Below are 15987 nucleotides of genomic sequence, written 5' to 3'. Positions count from 1 at the left end.
CAAACTCATAAAATAAAATATACAAAAAAACACAAGGAATCTAGATGTCCTTGTGTTTTTAAGTGTGCATTTTCATTAGTTTTTTTCTACTACTTCTTTTCCTTTGTATGTTCCGCAAGCTTTACATACACGGTGAGCAAGTTTCATTTCACCGCAGTTAGAGCATTCTACCATACCTGGAACTTGTAACTTAAAGTGCGTACGACGCAATCTTTTTCTTGTTTTAGAAGTTCTTCTAAAAGGTACAGCCATGACTCCCACCTCCTTAAGATCATTCATTATATGAAGGCCGGATTAAGCCGGGTCTTCTAGTACACGTTAGTCTTCATCAAAAAAATTAGCTAGTCCTGCTAATCGCGGATCAACCTTCTTTTTCTTATCCTGCTCAGAAATAACTTCCCAATCATTACCTGATTGAGGTGCTGCTCCTTCAGGATCCGATTCCTCACTGAAGACTTGAATCGGAATTTGTAATAAAATGTTTTCTTTTATGATCGGTAACAAATCGACTGTTTCACCAGTTACCATATGAATGTTGTCCTCATCAGACACATCATAGCTAGGTTCTTTAAACAAATATGTTTCCGTTGTTTCAACATGAAACGGAAAATCTACATCAACTAATGTTCGAGAACAAGGTAGTACCAATGTTCCCTCTATAGTCATAAAGAACGTAGCTTTTGTGGAACTAATGTCAGCTCGACCTTTTACCTTCACAGGTGAAATCCCTCGTATATCGGATTTCGTTTCGGTCAAGTCATCAATAGAAATTGCTTCATCAATTTCAAGACCTTTAGTTTGCAATTTAAGTAATTGAGCAATTGACCATTTCAAAGCAATCACCTCAAGGCAACAAATGTAATTATAGCTTTGACAAAAATATTTGTCAATGGTTTTTTCTTTACACACATGATATGTATAATATACATACGTATTACTTTAACACGAAAAGAATAAAACTCCAAATATATATATGAAAAAATGCCAAGACGTTACATTTGAATCTAAATATCGAGATGTCTTGTCGCTTTACCTACACTAAGCGTCCTGACTATCAGCGCACTCTATACTCAGCTGGCATGCTTTTTTTCCGAATCATTCAAGGAACAACATCCATGGAAGTTTCGTTAACTTAATTAAGCTTGAAGCTTTAAAGTAAATCTAGATTATATCATTTATGAAATGGAGGGATTTTTTTGAAGGTTGTTGGTATTGTAGTTGAATATAATCCTTTTCATAACGGTCATTTGTATCACCTTTCGTCAACAATACAGTTATCTGATGCAGATTGTGTGATTGCTGTTATGAGTGGACAATTCCTACAACGTGGGGAGCCAGCTATTGTTTCAAAATGGCAAAGAACAAGGATGGCTTTATTGGCAGGATTAGATCTCGTTATTGAGCTTCCATACGCATATGCAACTCAGAAAGCAGAAACATTTGCTAACGGAGCCATTGGTATTTTACAAGCTTTACAATGTGATGAAATATATTTTGGTAGCGAGGACGGTGAGATAGAAGCGTTTCATGATGCAGTAAAAATTCTTAATGATGAAGAAAGTACTTACAACGAGTACATAAAAGCGTATGCTAAAGAAGGAAAAAGCTACCCTAAATCAACTAACTTAGCGTTACAGCATATTTCTCAAGACATAAATTTAGATTTAACATTGCCAAACAATATTTTAGGATTTCACTATGTAAAAGCAATTAATGACCAGGGTGCAAACATACAGCCTAAAACAATTAAAAGGTTCAAAGCTGGTTACCATGATGATACTTTTCATGACACAAGTATTGCTAGTGCGACAAGTATACGTCAAGCGCTAGCTAATAATGACTTCAACGTTCAAACTGTTGAAGCATACGTTCCTACGTACGTGACACCTTTACTACATCAATATACAAAGTTATATACTACTTTGCATAACTGGGAGCATTATTATAAATTTTTAAAGTATCGGCTTGCAGCAACTACTAGTGAAGAGTTAACTAAAATTTACGAAATTGAAGAAGGACTAGAAAATCGAATTCTTAAATTAATCCCAAATAAAACATCCTATTATGATTTTATGGTAGCACTGAAAACAAAGCGTTACACGTGGACAAGACTCCAAAGAGCATTAACACATATACTAACGAATACAACAAAAGAGAGTATGCATAAAGCTACTGAGTGTTTTAAACCTAGCTACATAAGGTTATTAGGTATGAGCTTAATAGGTCAATCATATCTACAGCAAATAAAACAGCATTTAGATATACCAATCGTTTCAAATACTGCTGCATTTAAAGATAACTCAGTTTTCACTCTAGATATTAAAGCAACACAAGTCTATGCTAGTATCTTACCTGAGCCAGAACGAACCAAGCTTGCTAAACAGGAATTCACCCAACCCCCTATACGGTATAATCAACAAAAAAAAGAATTTATTTAAAAATTCTTTATAAAAGATGCGAAACTGAAAGTCATCAAAGTTCATAGTTTTATCTCTGTCTAGATTTTGAAAAACACACTGTGGATTTCACGAATCCACAGTGTGTTTATTTTTCATTTAAGCTATTTAAATAATGTATCGCATCATCAAATGTGTCGATCGGAACGATTTTCATATCGGAGTTAATATCTTGTGCTGTTTGCAAAGCTATTTGGTAATTGGATCCTATTTTCCCCTCTTCGTTAGGTGCGAAAAAAATAACTGCTCCTTCTCTATTCGCTGCTACAATCTTCTTATCAATGCCACCAATACGGCCAACCACACCATCAAAATCAATAGTTCCTGTCCCAGCGATCTTATAACCTTTTGTTATATCCTCTTCCATAAGCTGATTATAAATTTCTAGACTAAACATAAGCCCAGCCGATGGCCCCCCTATTCGACTTGTGTCTATCTCCACATCAGGCTCAGAAGTTACAATAAAATCTTGTAATAGTCCAATTCCTACCCCAATTTGTTCTGGATTTTGAGGATATTGGACTATCTTTATATCTTCTGCCACTACATCTTGATCACGTTCGACCTTAAGTTTGACAGATTTTCCAACGGAAAGAGTTTTCACATATGATATTAGGTCATCTGTACTAATCACTTTTTGATTATCAACCGCTAAAATCTTGTCACCAATATTTAATTTACCTTCAGCAGGCATGCCTTCAAATACGTGGGAAACATATACACCCGTGTTCTCAATCTGCACTTGTTTATTTGCTTTTGTGAACGCTACAAATACTGACGCCGATTGAGCTCCTTGCATCATATGCAATTGACGATCAAGAAATTCTTCATGAGATTCTCCTTCTTGGCGATACGCTTCGTATGGTGTAATGCTATGATATTTATTAAAATTAGCCCATAGAAGATTAAATACATTCGCTCTCATAAAAGCCACAGTCGTTAACATGAACTCACCTTGTTCGTCATAACCACCTTCTACCTCAATAATCGGGCTCAATTCTTCAGCACTTCCTGGCATTGTTATATAATAAGGTGGTTGATAGCTATTAATTGCAACAGCGATGACAATCCCAATCACTAATGCCACTATATATAATCTAATTCTCTTCATTATGCGACTCCTTCCACTTCTCGATAACCTCTATAATAGCTGGTAGTTTATCTCTTGTTTCTTCCTCACCATATTGAATAATCGCGTCTAAATCTGTAAACGCGCGAGCACTTACCTCTTCAACATGAGGATACAACATGAGGTCGCAATCGTTCGTTCGATGTTGTACGAGTTCATTTTGCATTATATCAATACTTTGTAATATCACATCAAAAATGGTCGTGATTTGAGGATCAATTTTCACCTTCGATACATCTACACCTATTACAATATCAGCTCCCAATTCCTTCACAACAGAAACCGGTACACGATCAATGACTCCTCCATCCACGAGCACACGACCTTCTATTTTTTCAGGAATAAAGATCCCAGGTATTGAAATACTTGCTCGAACTGCAGGGCTTATTGCCCCTTTAGTGAATACTACTCTTTCAGCTTTAATTAAGTCCGTTGCAACAATTGCAATAGGAATGTCAAGCTCTTCAATATTTTTATTATGTGTAAACACGCGAATGAGCTCTTTAACACGTTTTCCTGTTATAAACCCCATTTTAGGAACAGTAAAATCTAAATAGTACTTACGCTTAAATGCACCTGCAAGTTTATATAACCTTTCTATATCAAGGCCCGCTCCATAAAACGCCGCTACTAAAGCTCCCATACTACTACCAGCAATCATATCAACAGGTATTTGGTGGTCTCGAAGCACACGGAGAACACCGAGATGAGCAAACCCTCTCGCTCCTCCAGAGCCAAGCGCCAAGCCAATCTTTGGTTGAGACATATACTCCCCTCCACAAATTCAAACAAATACGAGCGACTTTTCTGTACCTTTATTAATCTATATGGTCTAAAATCCCCCCCTATACTCGTATATTTAATTTGTATAGGTCGTCCACACTCAATGACAATATTCTACCATGACATGTAAAAATTGCATATAACAACTAAACAAACATACGTTTCATATGAATCACCATTTACGTCTAGTACTTTCATAGCAATAGGTATATAAATGTGGACCGCTAAGTCGCCAACGCTTCCATATTCACATCCTATGAGGGCTGTATCGCCAACCAACATCATCCAAGTGAAATGTTGCTTGTCGGTACAACACCATACTAACGGTCAGAACACTACAGTAACCACGTTATCGCTAATAAAGGTTTGCGATTATGAACTAATCGTCACTGTCTAGGCTCTCAAACTGTTCATAAAAGGGCGAAAAGATTGATTTACTCTTTTTAAAAAAGCAATAGCTAAAAGGCATTTTAAATGTTCACATACTAGAGCAGACTTTCACCTATTAAAAGGGCTGAACTCATTCTGTCGATAAGGAGGCCAAGTCATTGAATAAATCAAAGCTAAAAACGTTACTATTAGCATTAAGCGCGGTCATGATGGCCATAGCCCTAATTCTATTCCCAAAAGAATCTTTACAAGCTAGTTTAAGAGGATTAAATATGTGGTGGGAAGTAGTATTTCCAAGTCTTCTTCCCTTCTTCATAATATCTGAGATGTTAATAGGATTCGGAGTAGTTCGTTCAGTCGGAGTATTACTTGAGCCAATAATGAGACCATTTTTTAAAGTACCAGGTTCTGGAGGGTTTGTAATGGCAATGGGGATGGCCACAGGCTTTCCTGCAGGGGCTAAACTCACAGCACGTCTTCGTCAAGAAAAACAAATTTCTGCTATCGAGGCTGAAAGACTTGTCTCATTTACGAACTCCTCAAATCCCTTATTCATATTCGGTGCTGTCGCAGTAGGTTTCTTTCAAAATGCACAATTGGGGGTTGTGCTTGCAGCTTCACACTATATTGGAAATGTTATCGTTGGTTTGTGTATGAGATTTCACGGCTTACGTGACCGAACGGAGCAAACATTAACATACAGAGAACCGACTTCATTTAAACATGCTCTCCGTGTACTACATTACACTCGATTAAATGATAACCGACCTATTGGTAAATTGTTGGGTGACGCGGTAACTTCCTCTATTCAAACCTTATTAATGATAGGTGGATTTATTATTTTATTTTCTGTATTCAACCAAATGTTAACTTTATTGCACATTACTGATATTATTGACTACTTGTTAAGTTTTGTCTTTGCCATATTTCAGATTCCAATGGATTTATCAAGACCATTTATATCAGGTCTATTTGAAATAACATTAGGAAGCGATTTAACGAGTGATGTCACTACTGTAACATTAATTTCTAAAGCTACTATTACAAGTTTTATTCTTGCTTTTAACGGCTTTTCTGTACAAGCTCAAGTCGCCAGTATTTTAGCAGATACAGATATTCGTTTTAAACCTTTTTTCTTTGCAAGAATATTACATGGTTTTACGGCAAGTGTTTTAACGATTTTATTATGGGTTCCGTTATATGAAAAACAAATTAGTAAAGAGGCAACAAGCCCCATACTTCCAGCATTCGGCACCCCATTTAATTCATCGTCATGGAACGAATTACATGCATGGTTTACGAGTATCGGTCCAGAATTAACATTACTTGCATTATATGTTTATGTTTTTATACTGTGTAAGCGACTATTGTTTAGTTATAGAAGGACTTAACTCATTAGTTAGCAAAAAGGATACCCTTAAGAAAAGAGACAGGGTATCCTATTGACTAACTAGTCATATGATGAAATTTTGAAATTAGAGCTTTCTCTACTGCCGAAGGTACCAACTCAGAAATATCAGCTCTATATTTAGCAACCTCTTTAACAATACTTGAACTTAAGAAAGAATATTGATTATTAGTCATCATGAAAAACGTTTCGATATTTTCTTCTAATAATCTGTTCATGGAGGTAATTTGCATCTCATATTCAAAATCACTAACCGCTCGCAGTCCACGTAAAATTGCCTTAGCATTTTTACTTCTTGCGTAATCAACTAGTAGACCTTGAAAAACATCTACTTTAACATTAGGAATATCTTTCGTTACTTCTTCAATAAGATCACAGCGTTCCTTTGCGGTAAACAGCGGATTCTTAGCTGCATTATTTAACACTACTACATATACCGTATCAAAAACCTTTGCTCCACGCTTGATGATATCTAAGTGCCCATATGTTATTGGGTCAAAACTACCTGGACAAACTGCTATCGCAGTCATAAAACCCCCACTTTCCATTATGTATATTTATATATGGTTATCTTTGTCCCGCCGTATAACTCTTGCTTCCACACAGAAAGTTCGCCAATTTTTTCTGGCAAAACTGTTTCGTCACCATGCTCTGCTAATATAAAACCATTATTATTAAGCAGTTCATGCTTGTCAATGGTTTCAATCAACATTGATAGCACATTCATTTTATAAGGAGGATCAAGGAATACACCATCAAATTTAATATCCCTTTTTGTTATTGCCTTTAAAGCTCGACGTGCGTCATTTCGATATATTTCAACTTGATCATTAAGGCTTAAAGCGTGGACATTTTCTTTAATAGTCTGAATAGCTTTCATATCCTGATCAACAAAAATCACTTTTTCAAAGCCCCTACTAAGAGCCTCAATCCCTAAAGAACCACTACCAGCAAACAAGTCTAAACCATGACCGTGATTAAAAAATGGACCGACCATATTAAAAATCGATTCTTTAACCTTATCTGTTGTTGGTCTTGTTGTCCGCCCTGGGACGGCTCTCAAAGCTCGTCCTTTATATTGCCCTGCCACTACTCTCATTCACTCACCACTTTAATTCAATATATATAGAGTGTTACACTCTTTTTATCCTAATAATCGTACCATATTTAATATTGGCGTCACAATTAGAAAAATGAAGCCCCTCCCATAAAAAATGATAAGTTTACATGTATACCTCACTTTTTTATGGTCATAATGAGTAGTGACAGCATCATGACGATGTTGTTGCCAACCGCGGAGAAGACTTACGTTTCCCCATAAGTTCTTCCTCCGGTTTCTCCTCTCCCTTTGCCTTCTGTTTTGAAGATAATTCAAAGTTAGAAGGAACCCTGCAGGGTCTCTTGCAGGGTATTTTTGTCATGCAAGCATTAAAAGTGTTGGAAATTATCTTACAATCACAAACCACTTGCGTCATTATAACTGTATTACGTAAAATAAAAAGAAAGTGGAGGTGCAACAGATGATACAACGCTTTATCGAACTAGGCGAAGGGTATTCTGATATTTACGAATTACTTGAAGTTGCTAACAACAATAAACATAGAATAACAAAACTCCTTGCGTTGCAGGCTACTATAAATAATAGAAACGTTTTTTCTTTAGTAGTTATTTTAACGCCCACAGATCCAGGAAACTTTCAACCTCTTTACATTTGTCGGGAAGGCATTCCAGAAAACAGCAAACGTTTTGATTTATTTAAAGAATTGAGTGAAAGGATAAAGGTTCCCATTACATATATTTCAGTTAAGTCTTCATTATTTTTTGCCGAAAGAAATTTATATTATCAATATTTAATAGGGGTTTTAAGATTGAACCATATTATCCCACCACTGAAATAAACTTAAATAAATCAGCAAACATTCAGCAGCGAGAAGGGCCAACACTAAAAAGTGAAGGCCCTCGTTTATTTCTTCACTCCTAGCCTACTGGGTTGCTGGATGTCAGTAGCTCTTAACTACAAAAAGGATTGAAGTATCATACTCTTCAATCCTTTCTCATATTTATATACCAATTTTATACTCGTATTCTTTTTCCTTTTTATCCTGCTTTGAATTCTCATATTCAAGCTTTAAAAAGGGTTTGTACGATTGATCAACTCTTTTAACAAAATGAAGGCTCTTAAGTTTTTGCATCAAACCTTCCGTTTGTTCCATATCACAATACAATACGACGTATTTTAAACGTCTTGAAATATAGTGAACGTTCCCATACTTTCGTAGCATTTTGGCGTGCTTTAAATTGTGCAAGTACACAATAATCCCTTGACGTTTAGATTCAATCATCATAGTCTTTCCCCTTCATATACAACTTAATTTGAGTCTAGCACAGCATGAAAGACACTTCAATCTTTCCTTGCCATGTTTGTCATGAAAATTAAAAAAACGGAGAGATAAATCATGGTTTTACATACAGTATGGAATGACTTTTTTGGACATCTAGAGCAAAATGCTTATGTAGAAAAATTCCACAAAACAGAACATGCAGGTATACCATTTCTTTATATAACTACAAGCAAGCAATTGCTTGTAAATGAATGGATAGATATAATTCATCAGTCCAGCAAAAAAGCTGTACATAACAGGCAAATTACCTTTGAGACAGTATTTATTAGAAAAGAGAATAACCTTTTAGTATTTCGCCATCGCTTTTATGTGCCACAAGAGAAGATGTTTTGTTGTGGTAATTTCTGCAAAGACTGCATACGTTTCAAGCAAAATAAAAAGAAGTAGGCATCCCCACTTCTTTATTATCATTTCTACTCAATCATGAACACCCACATTTGCCACCTGTACCACAACCACCCGTTCCACAGTTAGATCCTGTATCAAAAAAGGGATTACCTGTAGCAACTTTAATCTGTTTTGATACAGAATGACCAATAAGGACGCTAATTTCATCTAGTAGATGCTGTAACTGATTTTCGGCTTTTTTAAAGTTAGCAACACTCTCTAGAAGATCTAACTCCCGTTTAAGCTGACGTACTTGAGACGAAAGCTTTTTGTAATCTGGATGATATCGTCCGAACCGCTGCACATCTTCGAATTGGTCTTTTGCTTTCATAAATTGACTGATAAAAGACTGCGCGTTTTTATCATGCTTTAGTATATATAAACAATGACGATAGTGATCAGCTACGTCAGATGATAAGATCATTTTTGCAAGGCCATCTGCCTCATCTAAAATTTGCACTTTTTCTAGTGTTGCTATCATAAAAAGCTTCACCTCCGTCTCTTATTTTACCATAGCCTTACTGGATACACTAGCTATGCTCATTGTTAGATTGAGGAATTAACCTTCTGCTGGAATAGTGACAGTAAATTCCTTTTGTAAACCATATTCATTATTATTGTTGTGCACAAGTTCAACCCTAATTTTATGTGTTCCTTTAGGTAAGCCCTTGATAATGAAAGCAGCGGTTTTAATTGTGTCTAGCTTTTGGTCATTTAAATACAACACTAGATGCCCCTCTCCCTCCACATTATTTTGTTTATCTTTTTGAAAGGAAAAGTCTGTAACTATACATTCAACATATACATCGTTGTTATTTACATGGTGTCGTATTGTCATGGATCTTTTTTCTTTCCCGGTAGACTTTGCAGTAACAGGAATAACATCAACTGAGTGATTAATAATCTCTACAGGTTGAATTATGAGTGATTGCGGCTCTGGTTTGTCCTGTTGACAGCCAACTAGCATATAAACAGTATTCAAAATAATTAATAGCTTTTTCAATGTAATCAATCCTTTCGAATAAGTAATAAAAATCAGTGAACATTATGTATTCTCACCCTAAAGAAGCCCGATTAAGGAACGAACAATTCCATACAAAAAGTAAAGTTGCTTATTTCCTAAATCGACTCGACCTTAACAAGTGCTGAGCCCTTTTTGCGAAGTTCTATTCTTGTCTCAACTATTTACCTTTAGAGTAAGAAAAGCGCAAGCACCTTGGTCAGTCTCGACCAACTTAAGACGTCCCCGCAGGGTCTTCCCTCCGGAAGGGGACCGCTTAAGACCTCGAGCTGTGAAAAGCATCATATTTCATATCATGCTTTTCACAAAATACTCAAGGAAGATTATTCATAGATGAAAAACTGGCTGGGCGCTGGAGCTAGAAACTATTCTAGGTAAACAAACTTATACTTTCCTATCCGTAAAAAAAAGTAGCCTATTAATCATAGGCTACCCAAATTAATCCTTTTCACGCATCATTCGAAACATTTGCATCATCATTGTTGCCATATTTATTGATTGAGAAAACTGCTCGACTTTATCAGGGATTGTTTTTTTATAATATTGCATAGCAGCAAGCTGTAACTTATCTGTTTCTGTTGGACGTCGTAGCAAATGACGATACCATTGCGGTTGAGTCCTTACAAATTTTTTGATTTCTTTGTTTGACTTTAGAAATGTATACACTTCCTCACGCATGTACGTTAATCCTTTCGGAACACAAATGGCGAACGGTTATCTTGTGTTGCTCCGCTTGTGTTATTTGAAGAGTTTTGGTCTGTTTGGAATTGTTGTAAAACATTTTGAATAGCTGAAATAGCTCCATTTAGGTTTGATATCTGCACTTGTAGCTTTTCACCATCTAAACTTTTAAGTGAATTTAAAATAGTCGACATAACACCAGAACTTTCTTGCTGTGAATCTTCATTACTTTCATTGCTATTCACAGCTCTATAACTGTTCCATTTCTCGTCTTCTTCGCCGAATATATACCAATCTTCGTAAATTTCCTGCCACGTCGTCTTTCCCGCTCTCACATCCTTCGTTAGTTTAGGATGGTTCTTTACAAACTCTTTAAATTGTTGAACAGATGGATGAAGCTGTTTTGCCAAGGAAATCACCTCGTATCAATACAATTACTTACTATATCGTAAGCATTCAACCTATAGTTGGTTCGCCCAATTTTGTATTTTTGAAATTTCTGATAAAATATAAAATAAGAAGTATATAAAAAAACAATTTTAATGGGGGACAAAATGGAGAATACAACTTCACTTAGGATGATAGAAGAAATTTTCACAAATGGGTCTGCAAGAGACAAACAAGTAGTAAGAGACACGATTGAAGCTATATACAAAACATACAAACAGAGTAATATGTCATACATCAGTAATTTGTTACATATGAAGGGAACTATGATTGATGAAAATACATTTGAGATTATTATTCCTAATTCACCGTTACTTGCAAATTCATTAAACATTGTGCATGGTGGTATGACAGCGACTCTACTCGATTCTGCCATGGGCAATCTTGCACATAAAGTGTTAGCTGAGAACCTTGCTGCTGTTACAACTGAGATTAAGATAAATTATGTTGCACCTGGTATTGGTGATTCATTCCGTTGTATAGCCTCCATTATACATAAGGGCACAAAAATCATTGTTGTGGAAGGAAAAGTCTTTCGTGATGATAATGTATTAATGGCACACAGCACTGGCTCATTTTTTATTATTCGAAGAGGTTGAAGTCTAGCTCAGCTTGAGTTTGATTGATTGTCACCAACTTCAAAAGCCGCTACCTCAAGGTATCGCGGCTTCTTACATGATTATGACCATTCTTCAATAAAATTTTGAGTAAAATACCTTTCGTATACCCCAACACCTAGGTGAGAAAATTCACCATTAAACATCGTTTCACGGTGACCTGCACTATTAACCCAACCAGCGACAGCGGCTAATCCATCTACATACTTTGCGGCAATATTCTCACCGGCCATTTTAAAGAAAATATCATTTTTTTTAAGGCGATCAGATAATCCCCCTGCAGTAGGTGATGTATGAGAAAAGTAATTGTATTCATTCATGTCTTTACTGTGCATATAAGCTACTTCTGCTGTCTTCTCGTCCCATAAGACAGGAGGTAGGCCATATCTACTTCGCAAAACATTTGTCACATCAAATATTTGCAAAGCGCTTCCTTTTTCAATTTCTCGCCACTTTGCTGCTGAGACATCTTGTGCTGTTCTAAGTGTACCACGGTATACCAACTCATAAGGCTTTAATTTAACTAATGTCTCTTGATTCATATACCTTATACTTAAAACTGATTCAGTAATGGTATCAATGTAAATTTGAGCGTAAACATTGTTATCAACTTTTACAACAGGCTTAGTTAACATATCTTGAGGAGTTAGATTAAATCTGTACGTACTATCAGTAAGTTTAACTTCTATTGAAGGTGTAATAGAGTGCTTTTCTAGAATCCCCTCTACGGACTCACCTATTTTAAAAGGAAAAACATTAATATTTTCTCCTACTACATATATAGTTACAACTTTGTCGTTTTCAACACCGAACTGAACATAGGAAGACAGATCATTTTTATAAACCCACCATTCGTAATCATAAGCTGATGGATCAATCCTAGTAGGCTCTCCAAATTTTTGTATCACTTCTTTACTAGTTAGACCAATAAACGAATTTATTCCCGTTAATTTTTCTTTTTTTGAAGGTGTCTCTTTTTGTTTAAGTTCAGGTTGACTATCCACATGCTCTGTAGATGTTTCTAAATTTGCTACTGGTATAGAACTTTTATTTAATTGCCTTATTTCATTTAATCCTATTAATAAAATGATTATTACTAGACAAACTATGAATATATGACCTTTAAAATATCTCATCGCCCTTTATCCTCCTAGTCAAAAAACTGTTGCCGTTTGTAACAATATATTCACCATGCTATTAAATATTCATCCGAATGCAAATTAGTAGAGTGTTTTAATAGATTTTAGTTTTAACGGCCAAGGAAAGGATATTTCGATCTTTTTTTAAAAATATGGATAAGTCCAGCGATTCTCGATTTTAAAGAATTACGCACAAAAGGGTCTATCACCTCGTTAGGAAAGTAAGCTAAGTTCAATTTAAAGTTCAAATTAAATCAAGCTGTTCTTTTAGAACAGCTTGATTTATAGAAGTATTAATATTAGCTTTTAATGTGACATCTGATCCGATGAAGGTTCACTGATTTCATGAAGTGCTTGTCCTGCTTTTTGATCTGACATTTTTTCAAGTGATAAGTCGCCTAATGATACGATACCGATTAGCTTGTCACCCTCTACAACAGGTAGCCTACGAACTTGATGTTCGGCCATAACATTAGCAGCTTCTTCTAATGTAGTTGAAGCATTTACTGTCACTAATTTATCACTCATCACATTTTTAACTTCGTTAGAGCCTGAGCGCTTTTCTGCGTATCCTCTGACCACAAGATCACGATCAGTAATGATACCAATGAGCTTACCTTCGTCCACAACAGGAATAGCGCCTACGTTAAGATCTCTCATTTTGACAGCAACTTCAAAAACATTATCTAATAAAGTCACACTTTCTACATTTGTTGTCATAACATCATGAACTGTTTTCTCCAATGCAATCACTCCTTTAAGAAAATGAAAAAGCAAGGGCAGTGATACCACCACCCTTATTTAGCAATAAACATTTGTGTCCAATAATGTCCGTAAGATCCACCTTGAGCGTACCCAACGCCAATATGTGTCATGCCACTACTTAAGATGTTTTTACGATGACCAGAGCTATTCATCCATGCATTAACAACATCTCTCGGTGTTGTTTGCCCTGCAGCAATGTTCTCTGCAGCAGATCGATATGAAATACCAAAGTTTTTCATCATCGTAAATGGTGAACCATAAGTTGGCGACGTATGATCAAAATATCGTTTATCTCTCATATCTGCAGACTTATAACGCGCAACTCTTGATAACTCCCAATCTGCTTTCAGAGCAGGAAGTCCATATTTTGCACGTTCCTGATTTGTAAGCTGCATAACTTGACTTTCAATACTTTTAACTCCAGTTAATAATGGAATCGTTACTTTTTGTCCAGGATAAATTAAATCTGGATTTTTAAACTGAGGATTGGCAGATATTATTTCTGAGATGCCAACTTGATACTTTACTGCAATTTTCCACAAAGAGTCTCCTCTTTGAACGGTATATGTATCAGTTGTTTGTCCGTTTGCAATGTGAGGATTAGCAAAAGTAAATACTACCGCCATAGCAAACAGAAAGGTTAAAATTTTATTCATACTTTGTTCCCTCCTTTCATCTTTAGTTTTTACAAATCGATTTAAAATATCACATAAAAAACATAAAATTTTTCAACATAATATTGTTGTTTAATAAAGCAATTCATTGCAACTTCTGCCCGTTCATACTATTATTAAATTAGATACGCTTTGGTTATTCAGGGAGGGAGAGATAGAATGAAGTTACAAGCTTCAGCAATTGAAAATGTAAAAGCAGACTTATCAAGAGTAGATGATTTATTACAGGAAAATGGATTTGTTAGAGCAGGTCAATGGGACTATGAACGCGTTACATACGACCGAAAATTTGAAATAAAAGATGAAACTTTCTATTTACGTATATTTGGTTATGCTATTGACGGCGATGTTGGCGCTAAACACGCTACTATTCAACTTCTAGCACCATTATTAGGAAAACATTATTACCCACACGGAGTTGAGTACGGAGAAGGAGAAAACTTCCCTCCTAATCTTATTAAAACTTGTGAGGAAATTTTACAGAGAGTTGCAAAAGGCTTAGATGCAATTGCGAATTAATTTATTTAAAAACGCATGATGCCTTATTCATGCGTTTTTATTTATAGCAACACTTATGAAAGGAGCACTATATTGACATCACAACTACTGAAAAAAATCACCTTGTATGTTTTTATCATTTCAATCGCTCTTCTATTTTTCTTTTGGATTGTTCCCATATCTATACCTTTAATAGTAGCTCTTATAACCGCTTTTTTTCTAGAGCCGCTAGTAAGATTGTTTCAAGGAAAATTAAAATTAAAGAGACAGCTTGCTGTCCTTATCACATTTATTCTGTTTGTACTTTGCTTTGGAATTGCTAGTTACTTTATAGTAACAAAAGTAATTACAGAAGCAGTCCAAATAGTTGAAAACGCCCCAACGTACATCAACGACATTAATCGTGCTTGGGAAAATGCTGAAGTAAACCTTCAATTAGCGTTTAAGGATTTGCCGCCTGATATTGTAAATGAAGTTAGTAAGCAAGTTGACAATTTTTTACTAAAAACTAAAGATAGTATAACTAACTCAGTCAATATTGATAACCTCAAAAGATTTATAACTAACATTCCTGACTACTTAATTAATTTCTTGGTTTTCTTGATTTCACTGTTTTTATTTATGCTTGAAATACCAAGATTAAAAGAAGCGTTATACAGTCATCTAACTGAAAAAACAGCCGATAGAGTTACGTTTATGACATCTAGACTTTCTTACGTTGTTTTCGGATTTATAAAAGCTCAATTTCTAGTTAGCTTAGTAATTTTTATTGCGAGTTTACTCGGTCTCTTATGGATTCAGCCTAAGGTTGCCTTCTTGATGGCTATTATTATATGGATTATCGATGTTATACCTATAATAGGGTCAATAATTGTAATGGCTCCATGGTCGTTATTCCATTTCTTCACAGGAAATACCGCTCTTGGCGTCAAATTAGCTATATTAGCTGTAATTTTATTAATAATCCGAAGAACAATAGAGCCGAAAGTGATGGGAAGTCATATCGGATTATCGCCTTTATCTACACTTATCGCCATGTTCTTAGGCTTAAACGTTTTTGGTGTGCTTGGCTTTTTTATAGGACCTTTAATCTTAATTGGCTTTAATTCAGCAAGAGAAGCAGGTATTATAAAATTTAAATTTAAAATATAAAATAGACATCAACGTTGGTAATAACAAAAATGCAGCTT

At 35.5% G+C, this 15987-nt stretch carries 21 protein-coding genes; 7 read left to right on the top strand and 14 right to left on the bottom strand.

From position 1 onward, the window contains the following. Positions 1-75: 75 nt before the first annotated feature. Positions 76-252: a 50S ribosomal protein L32 gene (gene rpmF, locus EJF36_RS08605; RefSeq protein ID WP_125905926.1), complete on the bottom strand. Its 177-nt coding sequence runs from the start codon at positions 250-252 to the stop codon at positions 76-78. Positions 253-318: 66 nt separating this feature from the next. Next, on the bottom strand, positions 319-834 hold the full coding sequence (locus EJF36_RS08600) for a YceD family protein (protein WP_125905925.1): 516 nt from the start codon (positions 832-834) through the stop codon (positions 319-321). Between the two features lie 362 nt (positions 835-1196). Here EJF36_RS08600 and EJF36_RS08595 point away from each other — a divergent pair, with 362 nt between their 5' ends. Continuing rightward, entirely contained in the window at positions 1197-2438 is a 1242-nt protein-coding gene (locus EJF36_RS08595) for a nucleotidyltransferase (protein ID WP_125905924.1), read from the top strand. 106 nt (positions 2439-2544) lie between these two features. On the opposite strand, the gene EJF36_RS08590 is transcribed toward EJF36_RS08595, so the two are convergent. Continuing rightward, positions 2545-3567: a SepM family pheromone-processing serine protease gene (locus EJF36_RS08590; RefSeq protein ID WP_125905923.1), complete on the bottom strand. Its 1023-nt coding sequence runs from the start codon at positions 3565-3567 to the stop codon at positions 2545-2547. Continuing rightward, positions 3554-4351 (bottom strand): patatin-like phospholipase family protein, encoded by a 798-nt coding sequence (locus EJF36_RS08585; protein WP_125905922.1) that lies wholly within the window; start codon positions 4349-4351, stop codon positions 3554-3556. The genes EJF36_RS08590 and EJF36_RS08585 overlap by 14 nt, the downstream gene beginning before the upstream one ends. A gap of 565 nt (positions 4352-4916) precedes the next feature. Between EJF36_RS08585 and ylbJ the strand changes: the two genes are divergently transcribed. Beyond that, a complete protein-coding gene (gene ylbJ / locus EJF36_RS08580; RefSeq protein ID WP_125905921.1) occupies positions 4917-6149 on the top strand; it encodes a sporulation integral membrane protein YlbJ in 1233 nt (410 codons plus the stop codon). A gap of 55 nt (positions 6150-6204) precedes the next feature. Here ylbJ and coaD read toward each other — a convergent pair whose 3' ends face one another. Together coaD and rsmD are read right to left on the bottom strand one after the other, a co-directional pair. After that, on the bottom strand, positions 6205-6696 hold the full coding sequence (gene coaD, locus EJF36_RS08575; RefSeq protein WP_125905920.1) for a pantetheine-phosphate adenylyltransferase: 492 nt from the start codon (positions 6694-6696) through the stop codon (positions 6205-6207). A gap of 17 nt (positions 6697-6713) precedes the next feature. Further along, on the bottom strand, positions 6714-7265 hold the full coding sequence (gene rsmD / locus EJF36_RS08570; RefSeq protein WP_125905919.1) for a 16S rRNA (guanine(966)-N(2))-methyltransferase RsmD: 552 nt from the start codon (positions 7263-7265) through the stop codon (positions 6714-6716). Between the two features lie 421 nt (positions 7266-7686). Between rsmD and EJF36_RS08565 the strand changes: the two genes are divergently transcribed. Next, positions 7687-8064 (top strand): DUF7147 family protein, encoded by a 378-nt coding sequence (locus EJF36_RS08565; protein ID WP_125905918.1) that lies wholly within the window; start codon positions 7687-7689, stop codon positions 8062-8064. A 162-nt stretch (positions 8065-8226) separates the two neighbouring features. On the opposite strand, the gene EJF36_RS08560 is transcribed toward EJF36_RS08565, so the two are convergent. Further along, positions 8227-8505 carry a YlbG family protein gene (locus tag EJF36_RS08560; protein WP_260471987.1) on the bottom strand — a complete coding sequence of 93 codons (279 nt, stop codon included), beginning with the start codon at positions 8503-8505 and terminating at the stop codon, positions 8227-8229. Positions 8506-8622: 117 nt separating this feature from the next. Here EJF36_RS08560 and EJF36_RS08555 point away from each other — a divergent pair, with 117 nt between their 5' ends. Further along, positions 8623-8955, top strand: coding sequence for a hypothetical protein (locus tag EJF36_RS08555; protein WP_125905916.1), 333 nt, complete (start codon positions 8623-8625; stop codon positions 8953-8955). 34 nt (positions 8956-8989) lie between these two features. On the opposite strand, the gene EJF36_RS08550 is transcribed toward EJF36_RS08555, so the two are convergent. From EJF36_RS08550 to ylbD, 4 genes are all read right to left on the bottom strand, one after another. Next, positions 8990-9436 (bottom strand): YlbF family regulator, encoded by a 447-nt coding sequence (locus EJF36_RS08550; RefSeq protein WP_125905915.1) that lies wholly within the window; start codon positions 9434-9436, stop codon positions 8990-8992. Positions 9437-9514: 78 nt separating this feature from the next. Beyond that, positions 9515-9958 (bottom strand): hypothetical protein, encoded by a 444-nt coding sequence (locus tag EJF36_RS08545; protein ID WP_125905914.1) that lies wholly within the window; start codon positions 9956-9958, stop codon positions 9515-9517. A gap of 456 nt (positions 9959-10414) precedes the next feature. After that, entirely contained in the window at positions 10415-10654 is a 240-nt protein-coding gene (locus EJF36_RS08540) for a YlbE-like family protein (protein WP_125905913.1), read from the bottom strand. 5 nt (positions 10655-10659) lie between these two features. Continuing rightward, positions 10660-11067, bottom strand: a complete 408-nt coding sequence (ylbD, locus tag EJF36_RS08535; RefSeq protein WP_185806863.1) for a YlbD family protein — start codon at positions 11065-11067, stop codon at positions 10660-10662. 144 nt (positions 11068-11211) lie between these two features. Between ylbD and EJF36_RS08530 the strand changes: the two genes are divergently transcribed. Further along, entirely contained in the window at positions 11212-11703 is a 492-nt protein-coding gene (locus tag EJF36_RS08530; protein WP_125905911.1) for a PaaI family thioesterase, read from the top strand. An 80-nt stretch (positions 11704-11783) separates the two neighbouring features. On the opposite strand, the gene EJF36_RS08525 is transcribed toward EJF36_RS08530, so the two are convergent. From EJF36_RS08525 to safA, 3 genes are all read right to left on the bottom strand, one after another. Beyond that, positions 11784-12857 carry a CAP domain-containing protein gene (locus tag EJF36_RS08525; protein ID WP_125905910.1) on the bottom strand — a complete coding sequence of 358 codons (1074 nt, stop codon included), beginning with the start codon at positions 12855-12857 and terminating at the stop codon, positions 11784-11786. Between the two features lie 309 nt (positions 12858-13166). After that, a complete protein-coding gene (locus EJF36_RS08520) occupies positions 13167-13580 on the bottom strand; it encodes a CBS domain-containing protein (protein WP_125908315.1) in 414 nt (137 codons plus the stop codon). 77 nt (positions 13581-13657) lie between these two features. Further along, complete coding sequence (gene safA, locus EJF36_RS08515; RefSeq protein ID WP_125905909.1) at positions 13658-14281, bottom strand: SafA/ExsA family spore coat assembly protein; 624 nt, start codon at positions 14279-14281, stop codon at positions 13658-13660. Between the two features lie 177 nt (positions 14282-14458). On the opposite strand from safA, the gene EJF36_RS08510 reads away from it, so the two are divergent. Then, positions 14459-14818, top strand: a complete 360-nt coding sequence (locus tag EJF36_RS08510) for a YugN family protein (protein ID WP_125905908.1) — start codon at positions 14459-14461, stop codon at positions 14816-14818. Between the two features lie 72 nt (positions 14819-14890). Further along, complete coding sequence (ytvI, locus tag EJF36_RS08505) at positions 14891-15949, top strand: sporulation integral membrane protein YtvI (RefSeq protein WP_260471857.1); 1059 nt, start codon at positions 14891-14893, stop codon at positions 15947-15949. Positions 15950-15987 lie beyond the last annotated feature (38 nt).

It is taken from the genome of Bacillus sp. HMF5848 (assembly GCF_003944835.1).
Taxonomy (GTDB): Bacteria; Bacillota; Bacilli; order Bacillales; family HMF5848; genus HMF5848.
The sequence above is the reverse complement of the archived record's forward strand: the minus strand, read 5'-3'. Positions and strand labels throughout refer to the sequence as shown.

Bases quoted from the DNA above. Each gene is read 5' to 3' on its own strand.
- rpmF (WP_125905926.1), bottom strand. From the start codon at position 252: ATGGCTGTACCTTTTAGAAGAACTTCTAAAACAAGAAAAAGATTGCGT.
- EJF36_RS08590 (WP_125905923.1), bottom strand. From the start codon at position 3,567: ATGAAGAGAATTAGATTATATATAGTGGCATTAGTGATTGGGATTGTC.
- EJF36_RS08585 (WP_125905922.1), bottom strand. From the start codon at position 4,351: ATGTCTCAACCAAAGATTGGCTTGGCGCTTGGCTCTGGAGGAGCGAGA.
- coaD (WP_125905920.1), bottom strand. From the start codon at position 6,696: ATGACTGCGATAGCAGTTTGTCCAGGTAGTTTTGACCCAATAACATAT.
- rsmD (WP_125905919.1), bottom strand. From the start codon at position 7,265: ATGAGAGTAGTGGCAGGGCAATATAAAGGACGAGCTTTGAGAGCCGTC.
- EJF36_RS08565 (WP_125905918.1), top strand. From the start codon at position 7,687: ATGATACAACGCTTTATCGAACTAGGCGAAGGGTATTCTGATATTTAC.
- EJF36_RS08555 (WP_125905916.1), top strand. From the start codon at position 8,623: ATGGTTTTACATACAGTATGGAATGACTTTTTTGGACATCTAGAGCAA.
- EJF36_RS08550 (WP_125905915.1), bottom strand. From the start codon at position 9,436: ATGATAGCAACACTAGAAAAAGTGCAAATTTTAGATGAGGCAGATGGC.
- EJF36_RS08540 (WP_125905913.1), bottom strand. From the start codon at position 10,654: ATGCGTGAGGAAGTGTATACATTTCTAAAGTCAAACAAAGAAATCAAA.
- EJF36_RS08530 (WP_125905911.1), top strand. From the start codon at position 11,212: ATGGAGAATACAACTTCACTTAGGATGATAGAAGAAATTTTCACAAAT.
- EJF36_RS08525 (WP_125905910.1), bottom strand. From the start codon at position 12,857: ATGAGATATTTTAAAGGTCATATATTCATAGTTTGTCTAGTAATAATC.
- EJF36_RS08520 (WP_125908315.1), bottom strand. From the start codon at position 13,580: ATGACAACAAATGTAGAAAGTGTGACTTTATTAGATAATGTTTTTGAA.
- safA (WP_125905909.1), bottom strand. From the start codon at position 14,281: ATGAATAAAATTTTAACCTTTCTGTTTGCTATGGCGGTAGTATTTACT.
- EJF36_RS08510 (WP_125905908.1), top strand. From the start codon at position 14,459: ATGAAGTTACAAGCTTCAGCAATTGAAAATGTAAAAGCAGACTTATCA.